The sequence below is a fragment of the Micromonospora sp. FIMYZ51 genome, from assembly GCF_038246755.1.
GTDB lineage: Bacteria > Actinomycetota > Actinomycetes > Mycobacteriales > Micromonosporaceae > Micromonospora.
Window position 1 is genome coordinate 1077572 of the sequence record NZ_CP134706.1, and the last position, 14328, is coordinate 1091899.

The window sequence follows — 14328 nt, forward strand, 5'->3', positions numbered from 1 at the left end:
CGCCTACGATGGTTCGAGACTGTCTAGGGGAGCGTTGATCCGTGTCGATTCTGGAAAAGGTCCTCCGCGCGGGCGAGGGGCGCATGGTGCGCCGGCTCAAGGCGATTGCCGCCGCCGTCAACTCGATCGAGGACGACTACGTCAACCTCACGGACGACGAGCTGCGCGGCATGACCGAGCAGTTCAGGGAACGGCTCGCCGATGGCGAGACCCTGGACGACCTTCTGCCCGAAGCATTCGCGGTCTGCCGGGAGGCAGCGGCGCGGGTGCTCGGCCAACGGCCGTACGACGTGCAGGTGATGGGTGGCGCGGCGCTGCACTTCGGCAACATCGCCGAGATGAAGACCGGTGAGGGCAAGACCCTGACCTCGGTGATGCCGGTCTACCTCAACGCGCTCTCCGGCAAGGGCGTGCACGTGGTCACGGTGAACGACTACCTGGCCCAGCGGGACGCCGCCTGGATGGGTCGGGTGCACGAGTTCCTCGGCCTGACCGTCGGCGTGGTGCTGCCCAACCGGCCGGCCGCCGAGCACCGCGCGGCGTACGAGTGCGACATCACCTACGGCACGAACAACGAGTTCGGCTTCGACTACCTGCGCGACAACATGGCCTGGTCGAAGGAGGAACTGGTCCAGCGCGGCCACAACTTCGCCGTGGTCGACGAGGTCGACTCGATCCTGATCGACGAGGCCCGAACCCCGCTGATCATCTCCGGCCCGGCCGAGCACTCCGCCCGTTGGTACGGCGAGTTCGCCGCCGTCGTGGCCCGGTTGCAATCCGGCAAGGACGGCGAGGGCGACTACGAGGTCGACTACTCCAAGCGCACGATCGCAGTCACCGAGCGGGGCGTGGCAAAGGTCGAGGACCGGCTCGGCATCGACAACCTCTACGAGTCGGTGAACACTCCGCTGGTCGGCTACCTGAACAACGCCATCAAGGCCAAGGAGCTCTACAAGCGCGACAAGGACTACATCGTCAGCGACGGTGAGGTCCTGATCGTCGATGAGTTCACCGGCCGCATCCTGCACGGCCGCCGGTACAACGAGGGCATGCACCAGGCGATCGAGGCCAAGGAGGGGGTGGAGATCAAGCAGGAGAACCAGACCCTGGCCACCATCACCCTCCAGAACTACTTCCGCCTCTACGACAAGCTCTCCGGCATGACCGGTACCGCCCAGACCGAGGCGGGCGAGTTCAACAAGGTCTACAAGGTCGGCGTGGTGACCATCCCGACCCACCGGCCGATGGTCCGCCAGGACCGGGCCGACGTCATCTACAAGACCGAGAAGGCCAAGTTCAACGCGGTGATCGAGGACATCGCCGAGCGGCACCACGCCGGGCAGCCGGTGCTGGTCGGCACCGTATCGGTGGAGAACTCCGAGATCCTGTCCCAGTTGCTGCGCCGCCGGGGCATTCCGCACTCGGTGCTGAACGCGAAGTTCCACGCCCGGGAGGCGGAGATCGTCGCCCAGGCCGGTCGCAAGGGCGCGGTCACGGTGGCCACCAACATGGCCGGCCGAGGCACCGACATCCTGCTCGGCGGCAACCCCGAGTTCCTCGCCGCGAGCGAGTTGCGCCAGCGTGGCCTCGACCCGGCGGAGAACGCCGAGGAGTACGACAAGGCCATGGAAGAGGTCCTGCCGAAGTGGAAGCAGGCCTGCGACGCCGAGGCCGAGGAGGTGGCCGCCGCCGGCGGGCTCTACGTGCTGGGCACCGAGCGGCACGAGTCCCGGCGGATCGACAACCAGCTGCGCGGTCGCTCCGGCCGGCAGGGCGACCCCGGTGAGTCGCGGTTCTACCTCTCCCTCCAGGACGAGCTGATGAAGCGGTTCCGCTCCGGCGCCGTCGAGGCGGTGATGGACCGCTTCAACATCCCGGAGGACGTGCCCATCGAGTCGAAGATGGTCACCCGCCAGATCAAGAGCGCGCAGGCCCAGATCGAGGGCCAGAACGCCGAGATCCGCAAGAACGTCCTCAAGTACGACGAGGTCATGAACAAGCAGCGCCAGGTGATCTACGCCGAGCGGCTGCGCGTACTCAACGGCGAGGACCTCTCCGACCAGGTCCGCAACATGATCGACGATGTGATCGAGGCGTACGTGCGGGGGGCCACCTCCGAGGGGTACGCCGAGGACTGGGATCTCGATCAGCTCTGGACCAGCCTCAAGCAGCTCTACCCGGTGAGCGTCACCGTCGAGGAGTTGGAGGAGGAGGCCGGCGGTTCGCGCAGCGCCATCGACGCGGACTTCCTGGTCTCCCGGCTCAAGGAGGACGCGCACGCCGCGTACGACCGCCGCGAGGAGCAGCTCGGTGCCGAGGGCACCCGCCAGCTGGAGCGGATGGTGCTGCTCCAGGTGATCGACCGCAAGTGGCGGGAACACCTCTACGAGATGGACTACCTCCAGGAGGGCATCACGCTGCGGGCGTACGCCCAGCGTGACCCGGTGGTGGAATACCAGCGCGAGGGCTTCGCCATGTTCACCACCATGATGGACGGCATCAAGGAGGAGACGGTCGGCTTCCTCTACAACCTCGAGGTGCAGGTGAACGAGCCGGAGCCCGAGGCCGAGGAGGTCCAGCTGCTGGAGAAGCCGGTGGAGATCAAGGCCAAGGGCCTGCGCCGCGCGCCGCAGCAGGGGTTGCAGTATTCCGCTCCGACCATCGACGGCGAGGCCGGTGCCGGCGGGGTCGCCGTGCAGCGCGACGATCAGCGGGCACCCGCACTCGGCATCGGCAGCCCGGAGCCGGACGCTCCGGCCGCGCCGGGACGGACCGCTCCGGCGGCACCGCAGCGCCCGGCCAGCGCTCTGCGTGGCCCGGGGGTCGCCGCCAGCACGGCTCGGCAGGCAACGGCGTCGTCGGGCCAGGCGTCCGCCAGCAACGGACCGTCCCGCAACGCACCGTGCCCCTGCGGCTCGGGTCGCAAGTACAAGCGTTGCCACGGTGCCCCGGGAGGCACCTCGGCCAGCTGAGGCCCGGCTAGGGCCTGCGTCGAAGCCCCTGGCTGGCCTGCGGCGGCCCAAGCGACGACCGGCCGTGTTGGGAATTGGTCCGGATACCGGTGTTGTATCCGGACCAATTCCCGCCTTGCCGGACCGCCGCCTGGACTCCGCCTCGGCTCGACCGAGGACTTCGACCAGGCCCTAGGGGCACCGCGCGTGCCGCAGCGGTGGCGTTCGACAGTTCGACGGAGCCGTGGTCCACGTGACCACGGCTCCGTCGTGCGTGCGGCCACCCCACCGGGCAAGCCCTCGGCGACCAGGCTCAGCGGTCACGCAGGTCGGCGGTCACGGGGCTCAGAGGACGCGCAGGTCGGCGGACGCGCAGCTCAGCGGTCACGCAGGTCGGCGGACACGCAGCTCAGCGGACACGCAGCTCAGCGGTCACGGGGCTCAGAGGACGCGCAGGTCGGTGCAGAGCCAGTCGCCCCGCCGGTGTTCCAGCCGCAGCGCCATCGCCCAACTGCTGCTGGCGGCACCGCTGAGCACTGCGGCGGCCTCGATGGCGGTCGGTCGGGGCTCGCAGACCCGCAGCCGGCGCAGCCGAAGACTGGGCCGGGGCGAGCGGCGGCGCGCCGGGGCGCCACGGGTGGTGGCGCGGGCCAACTCGGGCAGCAGCTGGGCGGAGCGGGTCGGATCGAGTTGACGCCGCAGCTGCACCGGCGACCGGAAACCGTTGAACACCTCCAGGCAGCTGGCGACGAAGCGGTGCGCGACCCGGGTCGCCGCCGGGGTCGCGGTGGCCAGCGCGCCCGGTGGTAGCTGCCGGGACGGATCGCGGCCGGGGCGCAGCGGCATCGGACGGGCGGTGCCGCGCCGGGTGGCTGGCCGGCCGGGATCGCCCGGCGCGAGCAACTGTCCGGCGGCGAAGAAGTCGAGGGCGAGCTGATGATCGCCCGGCGTGGGCCAGGCACCGTTGCTCTCGTCCGTGAAGGGCGGGTCGAGCGCGGGTGCCGGCCGTAGCAGCACGGGTGGTCGGCTCGGCCCGAGTCGTCGACGGTCGTTCATCTGCTGGCCCTCACCTTTCGCCGTTTCCTTGCGTTTGCCTTCGTTTGCCTCCGTCCAGTGCCCATTCTCCGGCCGGCAGAGCCATCGGTCAATGGCTGTGCGAGGTGGTGCGGCTACTCCGGGTCGCGCTCGGCAAGCGGGTTGCCGCGTACCCACTCGGCGGTCTCCGCGTACTTGCGTTGGATGTACTCCTCCAGCCGGGCGCGCTCCACGCGCCACTGGCCCCGGCCGCCGATCTTGATCGCGGGTAGTTCGCCGCTGCGTACCATGTGGTACACCTGCGAGTCCGACACGTTCAGCTCGGTGGCCACGTCGGACAGCAGCAGGAATCTCGGCTCCACGAGAACTCCCCGGGTTGACGTCGTTTGCCTCAGTTTGCCATCACCGAAGGCGTCCGCGCCCAGCCGCGATTTTCCTGCGGGCGGGTGCGGAGTGTATGACGGTCAGGGCGTGCGGCGGGGCCGTACGCTCGGCCGGCGGAACCGCTGGCGAGCGGAGCAGATCGGGGAGACGACGTGACCGACGAGCTTGTCCGGGTGTACCTGCCGGCAACCGTGCCGATGCTGACCAGGCTGCCCCAGCACGGCCTCGACGCGGCGCAGGCGCACGCGGTGACCCCGGCGCTGCGCGAGTGGTACGCCGAGGGCGACGAGGAGGAACTGGAGTACGTTGCCTTCACCCGGGCCGCGCAGGACGCCCTACAGCTGATCCGCCACGACCCGGCCGCGCCGCGTCGCCGGGTGGTGGTCTCGGCGGATCTGCCCGCCAGCGCCCTCGATCGGGGTGATGCCGAGCTGGGTTCCAGCGTGGTGGGACTGCGCGGGATGGTGCCGGTCGCCGCCGTGGCGGCCATCCACGTGGACGGCGCGGACGCCGTGCCGGACGTCACCGCTGCCGCAGACGTGGTCGTGGAGGCGCTGGCCGGCGATCCGGACGCCCAGTTCACCGTCGACGCCGCCGAGGACCACGAGTTGGAGTGGTACGACCCCAGCGAACTGGAGCTGCTGCTGCGCGCCACCACCGGTCAGGAGTGACCGGCGCGCACTCAGCGAACGACGCTTTCCGTCTCGTCGGCGCTGCCGGTCTTGTCGGCGCTACCGGCCTCGTCGGCGCTGTCGGTCTTGTCGGTACCGCCGGTCTTGTCGGCGCTGCGGGTCTTGTCGGCGCTGTCGGTCTTGTCGGCGCTGGCCGGCTCGTCGGCGGTAACGACGCTGGACTCGTTGTCGGGAGCCGGGCCGAGGGTGCGGCCGAAGGCGATCAACGCGGTAAGCGCGCCGACGAAGAGCACCCAGATGCCGTTGTCCACTCGTGAGGTGCCGAGCGAGGTCTGCGCCACCGCGTCCGCGTCGCTGAGGGCCGCAGCCAGGTCGAGCAGGGAACGCCCACCGACCCGGATGATCACTTCGGCGAGCAGGAGCAGCAGCCCCGGCCCGGCGCCGGCAACCAGGTAACCCGGCCAGCGCGGCCCGGCTCCGCCGGCCCGCCGCCGGGCCCAGCTGAGGTAGCCGAAGGCCAGTGCACCGGCGATGAGGCCGGCGAGCAGCGACTCGGTGCGGGACACCCAGGCGGCTGCGGTGACCAGGGACTGCTGGCTGTCGCCGGCACCGAAGAGGTTGAACAGGGGGTCCCGGGCCACGCTGAAGGCCACCACGAAGAGCAGCGTGCCAAGGGTCGAGCTGGCCACCGCGCCGACCACCGCGCCGCTGCGGGCCCCGGCCAGTGCGCCGCCGATGATCGCGGCGGCGGCGGTGGTGCCGGCGATGGTGCGGGTGGTCGTGTTGCCGGCGTAGGTGAGATCGATCGCGAGCGCCGCGGCGAGCCCGACCAGCAGGCCGGCCGCGACCGCAGCCCCGAAGCGCAGGGTCACCCCGGTCCGGCGGCGGGTCACCAGCTCACCGGCGGCCAGCCCGACCGCGGCACCGGCCACCAGCGCGGCCGAGATCACGCCAGGCAGCGCGAAGGCCGACAGGCTCACCGCGGTCACCCCGGCGGTGGTCGAGTTGATCGCCTCGCGGGTCGACCAGAGCATCGCCGCCAGCCAGCCGGCCGCCAGCAGTGCCAGCACCAGCGCGCCGGGAGCCGCTGCCGGCTGCCCGTTCGACGCGGCAGAGTCGGTGGATGGCCGATCGCCCGCCGGGTCGACGGGCTGCGGCCGGTCGGGCTGCGCGGCGGTCGGTCCGCCGGGCTGGTTGCTCATCGTCTGCCTTTCGCCGCCGGGCGCGACGGCCTGGCTCGGGTACCTCACCGGCAACCCAGCGTACGCGCTTCGCCTGGGTGGGGGTCCGATGCCCGTGCGGCGCGCGGTGGCCCTGCCTTTCTTCGGCGTTTGTCGCCTTCTCGGAGAAGAATCAACGATGACTTTGGCCGACAACTTCGTGATCGACGGTGACTGTGCGCCCGGGGTGGTGATCGACCACGCTTGGCGTGGGAGGATTGACCGGGTCCCGTCACCCGTGGGACCGGTTTCGCCACCGTCGTCGAGATCAGCCAGGAGCCCTGATGGACGCCGTGTTCTCCGTACCCGATCCGCGTAACGAGCCGGTACGCGCCTACGAGCCGGGCAGCGCCGACGCCGAACGGCTTCAGCGGCGGCTCGCCGAGTTGGCGGCCGAGCGGATCGACCTGCCGATGACCATCGCGGGCGAGCAGCGGATGGCCGGCGGCGAGCCGATTCGGGTGGTGCAGCCGCACCGGCACGCGCACGTGCTCGGGGTCACCGGGCACGCCACCCACGACGACGCACGCGCTGCGGTCAAGGCCGCCAAGGACGCCGCGCCGGGCTGGCGGGCCCTGCCCTTCGAGGAGCGGGCGGCGATCTTCCTGCGCGCCGCCGAGCTGCTCGCCGGCCCCTGGCGGGACACCCTCAACGCGGCCACCATGCTCGGCCAGTCGAAGACCGCCGTGCAGGCCGAGATCGACTCCGCCTGCGAGTTCATCGACTTCCTCCGGTTCAACGTGTACTTCGCCCGCAAGCTCCTCGCCGAGCAGCCGATGTCGTCGCCCGGGGTGTGGAACCGGTTCGACCACCGGCCACTGGAGGGCTTCGTCTACGCGATCACCCCGTTCAACTTCACCGCGATCGCCGGCAACCTGCCCTCGGCCCCGGCGCTGCTGGGCAACACCGTGGTCTGGAAGCCGGGCCCGACCCAGCAGTTCGCGGCGCACTTCACCATGCGGCTGTTCGAGGCGGCCGGCCTGCCGCCCGGCGTGATCAACATGGTCACCGGTCGGGGTGAGCAGGTCTCCGACGTGGTACTGGCCGACCCCGACCTGGCCGGCATCCACTTCACCGGCTCCACCAAGGTCTTCCAGCACCTGTGGCGCACGGTGGGGGAGAACATCGCCAGCTACCGGGGCTACCCCCGGCTGGTCGGCGAGACCGGCGGCAAGGACTTCGTGGTCGCCCACGCCAGCGCCGATGTCGACGCCCTGCACACCGCCCTGATCCGGGGTGCCTTCGAATACCAGGGCCAGAAGTGCTCGGCGGCGTCCCGGGCGTACGTTCCGCGGTCGATCTGGGACGGCGGCCTGCGCGACCGGCTGGCCGCCACCGCCGACGGGCTGACCTACGGCGACGTCACCGACTTCCGTAACTTCGGCGGCGCGGTCATCGACGACAAGGCGTTCTCCCGGCACACCGCGGCGCTGGAGCTGATCTCCGCCGACGACAGCTGCCGGATCATCGCCGGCGGCACCGCCGACGACTCGGTCGGCTGGTTCGTCCGGCCGACGATCTTCGAGTGCGGCGACCCGGCGCACGAGACCTTCACCACCGAGTACTTCGGTCCGATCCTCGGCGTATACGTCTTCGACGACGCCCGCTTCGACGAGGTGGTCGCCCAGGCCGAGTCGATCGCTCCGTACGCGCTGACCGGCTCGATCTTCGCCACCGACCGCCGGGTGGTCGACGCGGTGGCCGAGCAGATGCGGTACGCCGCCGGAAACTTCTACATCAACGACAAGCCCACCGGGGCGGTGGTCGGTCAGCAGCCGTTCGGCGGTGCCCGGGCCAGCGGCACCAACGACAAGGCGGGCTCCTGGCACAACCTGGTCCGCTGGATGTCGCCACGGACGATCAAGGAAACCTTCGTCCCGCCCACCGACCACACCTACCCCCACATGGGGTGAGAAGTAAGGAGGGGGCCCTTGTTAACGCCTCGTGTATAGGAAGGGCCCCTTGTTAACAACGCGCACCCGCCGGGGAGCCGGCGCGGTGGTTCGGTGGGCGCGGGCGCGGAGGCCGACCGTCGCGCGCCGACAGTGCACATAGGAAACCCCAATGGGTGGCGAAACCGTGAAATCCTGGACGCCAGCCCAGCAAAGTGGCAGCGTGAGGGGCATGGCGGAATCCGGAGTCAACCCCACCGCGGCGGCCCTGCTCGGGCTGCTGCACGAGGGCCCCATGACAGGTGGCCAGTTGATGGCCGCCGCCGAGCGCCGACTGGCGCCGTACTGGTCGATGACCCGCAGTCAGGTCTACCGGGAGTTGCCGGTGCTTGCCGAGCGTGGTTTCGTCCGGCTGGGTAAGCCCGGGCCGCGGATGAGTCAGCCGTACGCGATCACGGCCGCCGGGAAACGGACATTCTCCCGCTGGCTGGCCGAGGACCCGGGGCGCGACACCATCCGCAACCCGATCGCCCTGCGCTTCGCCTTCGGGCAGCTGCACTCCCCGAACCAGCTGAAGAACCTTCAGGCCGCAGCCAACGAGTACCACACCGAAGCCCTGGCCCGGGTCCGTGAGCAGGTCAAGAACGCCAAGAAGGAAGGCGACACGTACGACGCGAGCGCGCTGGAGTTCGCCGTGGCGTACCACAAGGCCGCCCTGTCCTGGCTGAAGAGCGCCCCGGTCGGCTGACCGCCGCCGGTGCTTCTCCGTCGCGCGGACCCGTGCCCGCGCGGCCCCGCCATGTCGGTTTCCGCCGTCGCCCGTACCGGGCTGAGGCGGCCGATCCCTGGCGTTTTCGCCGCCGAACGCGGGGCTGGCAAGCCCACTGCGCATCCGAGCAGTACGCTTGTCTGTCGTGACCGCTGCCGACTACGCCGAACAGCTCAAAGAACTCGACGCCACCCTGCGCAACATCGAGGCGGTGCTCGATGTTGACCGCCTGCGCGAGGAGAAGGCCCGGCTGGAGCAGGAGGCGTCCGCCCCGGATCTCTGGGACGACCAGGCCCGCGCCCAGCAGGTCACCTCGCAGCTGTCGTACGTCAATGGCGAGATCGACAAGCTCGGCAGCCTGCGCTCGCGGCTCGATGACGCGCATGTGCTGCTGGAACTGGCCGAGGCGGAGGCCGATTCCGGGGTGCTCACCGAGGTCGAGTCGGAGATCACCGGGCTGACCAAGGCCATCCAGGAGATGGAGGTCCGCACCCTGCTCTCCGGCGAGTACGACTCCCGGGAGGCGCTGGTGGCCATCCGGGCCGGCGCGGGTGGTGTGGACGCGGCCGACTTCGCGGAGATGCTGCTGCGGATGTACCTGCGCTGGGCCGAGCGGCACGGCTACCCGACCGAGGTCTACGAGACCTCGTACGCCGAGGAGGCGGGCCTGAAGTCGGCCACCTTCACGGTCAAGGTCCCGTACGCCTACGGCACGCTGAGCGTGGAGTCCGGCACCCACCGGCTGGTCCGGATCAGCCCCTTCGACAACCAGGGACGGCGGCAGACGAGCTTCGCCGGCGTCGAGGTGCTGCCGGTGGTGGAGCAGACCGATCACATCGACATCCCCGAGAACGAGATGCGGGTGGACGTCTACCGCTCCTCGGGGCCGGGCGGGCAGAGCGTCAACACCACCGACTCGGCGGTGCGGATCACGCACATTCCGACCGGCATCGTGGTGACCTGCCAGAACGAGAAGTCGCAGCTCCAGAACAAGGCCTCCGCGCTGCGCGTGCTCCAGGCCCGGCTGCTGGAGCGCAAGCGCCAGGAGGAACAGGCCAAGCTTCAGGGCCTCAAGACCGACGCGGCAGGCTCGTGGGGCGACCAGATGCGGTCGTACGTCCTCCATCCTTATCAGATGGTGAAGGATTTGCGTACGGAGCAGGAGACTGGTAATCCGACCTCGGTCTTCGACGGTGACCTGGACGCTTTCATCGAGGCGGGCATCCGCTGGCGTAAGCAGCAGCAACTCGCTGGCGACCGTGCGTGACCGATCGTGGGCGGAGTGCGTCATCGATCTCTACGTGACGTGCTGATTCGATGACTTGGCCCGCATCGGCGGGGCGTAGGACTTGGCACGGCAGTTACACGGCGTAGACTCTCCACCCGTGATTCAGCTTGAGCAAGTGACGAAGACGTACCCGAAGGCGTCGCGGCCTTCGCTCGACAACGTGTCCGTGTCGATCGACAAGGGCGAGTTCGTCTTCTTCATCGGTCCATCCGGCTCCGGCAAGTCCACGATCATCAAGATGCTGTTGCACGAGGTGACCCCGAACAAGGGTCGGGTCGTCGTGAACGGCAAGGACGTGACCTCGATGCGATCCTGGAAGCGCCCGCACTTCCGCCGGTCGATCGGCTGCGTCTTCCAGGACTTCCGGCTGCTGCCCAACCGCACCGCCTACGAGAACGTCGCCTTCGCTCTCGAGGTGATCGGCAAGACCAAGGCGGTGGCCCGCCGGGTCGTACCGGAGGTGCTGGAGCTGGTCGGTCTCGGTGGCAAGGAGCATCGCTACCCGCACGAGCTCTCCGGTGGTGAGCAGCAGCGAGTGGCGGTGGCCCGGGCGTTCGTGAACCGTCCGCTGATCCTGCTGGCCGACGAGCCGACCGGAAACCTGGACCCGGACACCTCCATCGAGATCATGCGCCTGCTGGACCGGATCAACCGCACCGGCACGACCGTCGTGATGGTCACGCACGACTCCAACATCGTGAACCAGATGCGGCGCCGGGTCATCGAGATCGAGAGCGGCCGCATCGTTCGCGACCAGGCCCGCGGCGTCTACGGGTGACGAGGGCGGACCACCCCACCCCGATCTGACGACAACACCTCACGCCGGAGAGCCGGAGGAAAATCCCGATGCGGATGAAATACGTCCTGTCCGAGGTACTGGTCGGACTGTGGCGCAACGTGACCATGACCATCGCGATGATCATCACGATGGGCGTCTCGCTGACCATGCTCGGTGCCAGCGGCCTGATCTACACCAAGGTCGCCGACATGAAGGAGCTGTACTTCGAGAACATCGAGGTATCGGTCTTCCTGACCACCGACGTCACCGAAGAGCAGCGCACCGACCTCGCCAACCGGCTGGAGGCCGACCCGCTCGTCTCGGAGGTCACCTACGTCAACAAGGAGGAGGCGTTCCAGCGCTTCCAGGAGATGTTCCGGGACTCGCCGGACCTGCTGAGCGCGGTCAAGGCCGACCAGCTGCCCGAGTCGTACCGGCTCAAGCTGGTGAACCCGGAGGAGTACAAGGTCATCTCCGACCAGTACGCCTCGGTCGCGGGGGTCGACCAGGTGGTCGACCAGAGTCAGGTACTCGACAAGATCTTCAACCTCTTCACCGCCGGCCAGAACGTCGCGCTTGCCGCTGCGGTCGCGATGGCCATCGCCGCACTGCTGCTGGTCGCCAACACGATCCAGGTCGCCGCGTACAGCAAGCGGCGTGAGGTCGCGGTCATGAAACTGGTCGGTGCGTCGAACTGGTTCATCCAGGCACCGTTCGTGCTGGAAGCGGTGGTCGCCGGCCTGATCGGTTCGGTACTCGGCCTCGGTGCCCTGGTCGCGCTGAAGAAGTTCCTCTTCGACGACGCGCTCAGTGCGCTACAGGGGCTGTTCGCCCCGGTGAGCTGGGGCGAGGTGTTCCTGACCTTCCCGGTGATGGCCGGCGTCGGTGGTCTGATCAGCGCGGTCACCGCCTGGGTCACGCTCCGTTTCTACCTGCGGGTCTAGCTTCGGTACCCGGCTGAGTCGTCGCTTGCGCTGCGGCAGGGCCCTTCCACGCCGGAATAATCGGCGCGGAAGGGCCCTTGTCGTTCGGGTAGCATGATCTCCGCTCTTCGGCCGGTCACCGCCGGTCGAGGGCGCTCACGTTCCGGCCGGTGGCTGCCGGTGCGGAGCATTGACGGAAGGGGGTGGCGCGGCGATGCCACGGGAAAAGGGGCGCAAGGTCGTCGCCTCCAACAAGAAGGCCCGTCACGACTACGCCATCCTCGACACGTACGAGGCTGGCATGGCGTTGACCGGCACCGAGGTGAAGTCGCTGCGGGCGGGACGGGCGTCGCTTGTCGATGCGTTCGCTCAGGAACGCAACGGTGAGCTGTACCTGCACGGCATGCACATCCCGGAGTACACCCAGGGCACCTGGACCAACCATGAGCCCCGGCGTACCCGCAAGCTGTTGCTCAAGCGGCTGGAGATCGATCGGCTGATCGGCAAGACCCGGGAGGGTGGGCTGACCCTGGTGCCGTTGCAGGTCTACTTCTCCGACGGCTGGGCCAAGGTGGAGCTCGGTCTGGCCAAGGGCAAGAAGGCGTACGACAAGCGCCAGGATCTTGCCAAACGGGACGCCGACCGGGAAATCGCCCGGGTGGTGGGCCGGCGCGGCAAGGGTATGCGCGAGTAATTCGCGCGTTTTGTCCGGTTGTTGGTCGGCGGTCGGGTCGCGGCTCGGGTACCGGCCCAGGCTCGGGATGAATCCGGTTGCGGCAGGCGTTAGGCTTGTCGGTGCCGTCGAGATCCGGCGGCCTGTCGAGGGGGTGACTGGTTTCGACTTCGTACGTTGCGGCAGGGGAAGCGAGCCGAGGAAGCCGACGTCGTCTCGAGAATCGTTCGTCGGAAACCAATAAGCGCCAAGCACAATCGCGCTGACTTCGCTCTCGCCGCCTGAGGCGAGTAGCAAGTCTGTCGGCCTGGGAGCGCCTTCGACCCAGTTAGCCGGCATCAGCTAGAAGGCTGGCCAATCGGACCCGGTCGCGGGGTCCGTGCGGCGAGATCAATCAGCGACTGGGCCCGTCACACCGACTCGCTCGCGTGATCGGAGGGGCCGAGTAGAGGCACAGCGAGCTGCGCTCGGAGAAGCCCTGACAAGGCGGCGAAGGACCCGGGTTCGATTCCCGGCACCTCCACCACCTGGACTGCGCGCCCCGGTCAACCCGACCGGGGCGCGCAGTCGTCTCTGCGACCGGCCCGGCCCCGGCTTCCCGTCCGGCGGGAACCCGATACGGAACGCCCCTACCCGTCCGGCCGAAACCCGATACGGAACGCCCCTACCCGTCCGGCCGGAACCCGTTGCGGAACGCCCCTTTCCGCCTGGCGGGAACCTGATGACCTGCCGGCCCGTCAGAATCAGCATGCGCCGTACCGCCCTGCTGGGCCTGTTCCTGATGATGGTCGTGGCTGGTTGCGCCCCGGCGGCCCCGGACCCGACCCCCGGCGCGCCGAGCGACGCACGCGAGGGTTTCGACCAGCGGGCGACCGCGGTGGCCGAGTCGTGGCGGCCCGGTCCAGAGTGGAGCAGCGGCTATCTGCCGTTGCAGGCGCCGACGGTGCTCATCGGCGAGGCCGACTTCACCCCGGCGGCCAAGACCGCATTTCTCGCCGGTTGGTACCGGGACCAGGTCGACCTGCCCACCGCTCGACCGGCGGACGGCACGATCCGCTTCCCGGACGGAGAGCTGCGCGTGCCGCTGATCAGCGCCGTCGAGGCGTACCGTCAATTGAGCCAGGGCAACCCGGCACCCCCGTGCCAGGTGGGGCCGAAGGTCCCCGCCACGCCGCCGCCGGCGGCCCCGGGCGGTGGTGGGCCGGACGAGCCGGTGATCGGCCGGCCACAGGGCGAGTGCGTCGTGCTCACCGTCACCGAGGTCGAACTGGGTACCGCGCCGGTACGCACCAGCCGAGGCGAGGCCCAGGTGCCGGCCTGGCTCTTCACCGTCGAGCAGATCGGCGCCGTGGTGGCCCAGGTCGCGGTCGCGCCGGGTGCGGTCGGCGACGTGCCCACACCGGTGGCGCCGTCCGGGCCCGTGCCCGACAACCTGGTCAGCGCCCAGGACATCGAGGCCGTCGATGGCACGAACCTGACCTACCGGCTCGGCGTGGGCAGCTGCGACACGGCTGTCACCGCGCTGGTGCAGGAGCATGACCACGTGGTGGTCGTCGGCGGCACGGTGATCCGGCCCACCGGCGTGTGCGACGAGGCGCTCAGACTCCAGCCGGTCGAGGTGACGCTGTCGGCGCCGCTGGGCGCCCGCCCGGTCCTCGACGCGCTCACCGGCGCGCCGCTACACCTCACCTCCGGCTGATCCGTCCCGCGCCGAGCCGGCGGGCGCATGCCGCAGCCGCGTCGGCGGGGCGCTGACCGGCGGGGCGTTGATCGGCGAGGCGCG

Annotated in this window: 12 protein-coding genes and 1 other RNA gene; 10 read left to right on the forward strand and 3 right to left on the reverse strand. The window is 69.6% G+C overall.

What is annotated here, in order from left to right; translation table 11 throughout:
• The first annotated feature begins 41 nt into the window (after positions 1–41).
• A complete protein-coding gene (secA, locus tag QQG74_RS05180; RefSeq protein ID WP_341719145.1) occupies positions 42–2972 on the forward strand; it encodes a preprotein translocase subunit SecA in 2931 nt (976 codons plus the stop codon).
• Between the two features lie 420 nt (positions 2973–3392).
• On the opposite strand, the gene QQG74_RS05185 is transcribed toward secA, so the two are convergent.
• Both QQG74_RS05185 and QQG74_RS05190 read right to left on the reverse strand, forming a co-directional pair.
• Positions 3393–4007 carry an Rv3235 family protein gene (locus QQG74_RS05185; protein ID WP_341719146.1) on the reverse strand — a complete coding sequence of 205 codons (615 nt, stop codon included), beginning with the start codon at positions 4005–4007 and terminating at the stop codon, positions 3393–3395.
• A gap of 113 nt (positions 4008–4120) precedes the next feature.
• The gene (locus tag QQG74_RS05190; RefSeq protein ID WP_204034581.1) at positions 4121–4348 is read right to left on the reverse strand and encodes a helix-turn-helix domain-containing protein; all 228 of its coding nucleotides are present in this window, start codon (positions 4346–4348) and stop codon (positions 4121–4123) included.
• Positions 4349–4522: 174 nt separating this feature from the next.
• On the opposite strand from QQG74_RS05190, the gene QQG74_RS05195 reads away from it, so the two are divergent.
• Positions 4523–5041, forward strand: coding sequence for a hypothetical protein (locus QQG74_RS05195; protein WP_341719147.1), 519 nt, complete (start codon positions 4523–4525; stop codon positions 5039–5041).
• 11 nt (positions 5042–5052) lie between these two features.
• Here QQG74_RS05195 and QQG74_RS05200 read toward each other — a convergent pair whose 3' ends face one another.
• On the reverse strand, positions 5053–6204 hold the full coding sequence (locus QQG74_RS05200) for a hypothetical protein (protein WP_341721144.1): 1152 nt from the start codon (positions 6202–6204) through the stop codon (positions 5053–5055).
• A 302-nt stretch (positions 6205–6506) separates the two neighbouring features.
• Here QQG74_RS05200 and pruA point away from each other — a divergent pair, with 302 nt between their 5' ends.
• From pruA to QQG74_RS05240, 8 genes are all read left to right on the forward strand, one after another.
• Entirely contained in the window at positions 6507–8135 is a 1629-nt protein-coding gene (gene pruA / locus QQG74_RS05205; protein ID WP_341719148.1) for an L-glutamate gamma-semialdehyde dehydrogenase, read from the forward strand.
• 211 nt (positions 8136–8346) lie between these two features.
• Positions 8347–8862 (forward strand): PadR family transcriptional regulator, encoded by a 516-nt coding sequence (locus tag QQG74_RS05210; RefSeq protein ID WP_341719149.1) that lies wholly within the window; start codon positions 8347–8349, stop codon positions 8860–8862.
• A gap of 166 nt (positions 8863–9028) precedes the next feature.
• On the forward strand, positions 9029–10150 hold the full coding sequence (prfB, locus tag QQG74_RS05215; RefSeq protein WP_341719150.1) for a peptide chain release factor 2: 1122 nt from the start codon (positions 9029–9031) through the stop codon (positions 10148–10150).
• A gap of 118 nt (positions 10151–10268) precedes the next feature.
• Positions 10269–10949, forward strand: a complete 681-nt coding sequence (gene ftsE / locus QQG74_RS05220) for a cell division ATP-binding protein FtsE (RefSeq protein WP_013731749.1) — start codon at positions 10269–10271, stop codon at positions 10947–10949.
• A gap of 68 nt (positions 10950–11017) precedes the next feature.
• Positions 11018–11893, forward strand: a complete 876-nt coding sequence (gene ftsX, locus QQG74_RS05225; protein WP_341719151.1) for a permease-like cell division protein FtsX — start codon at positions 11018–11020, stop codon at positions 11891–11893.
• 193 nt (positions 11894–12086) lie between these two features.
• Positions 12087–12566: an SsrA-binding protein SmpB gene (smpB, locus tag QQG74_RS05230; protein ID WP_341719152.1), complete on the forward strand. Its 480-nt coding sequence runs from the start codon at positions 12087–12089 to the stop codon at positions 12564–12566.
• Positions 12567–12695: 129 nt separating this feature from the next.
• Positions 12696–13071: a transfer-messenger RNA gene (gene ssrA / locus QQG74_RS05235) on the forward strand.
• Positions 13072–13293: 222 nt separating this feature from the next.
• Positions 13294–14244, forward strand: coding sequence for a hypothetical protein (locus tag QQG74_RS05240; RefSeq protein WP_341719153.1), 951 nt, complete (start codon positions 13294–13296; stop codon positions 14242–14244).
• The last annotated feature ends 84 nt before the right edge of the window (positions 14245–14328 follow it).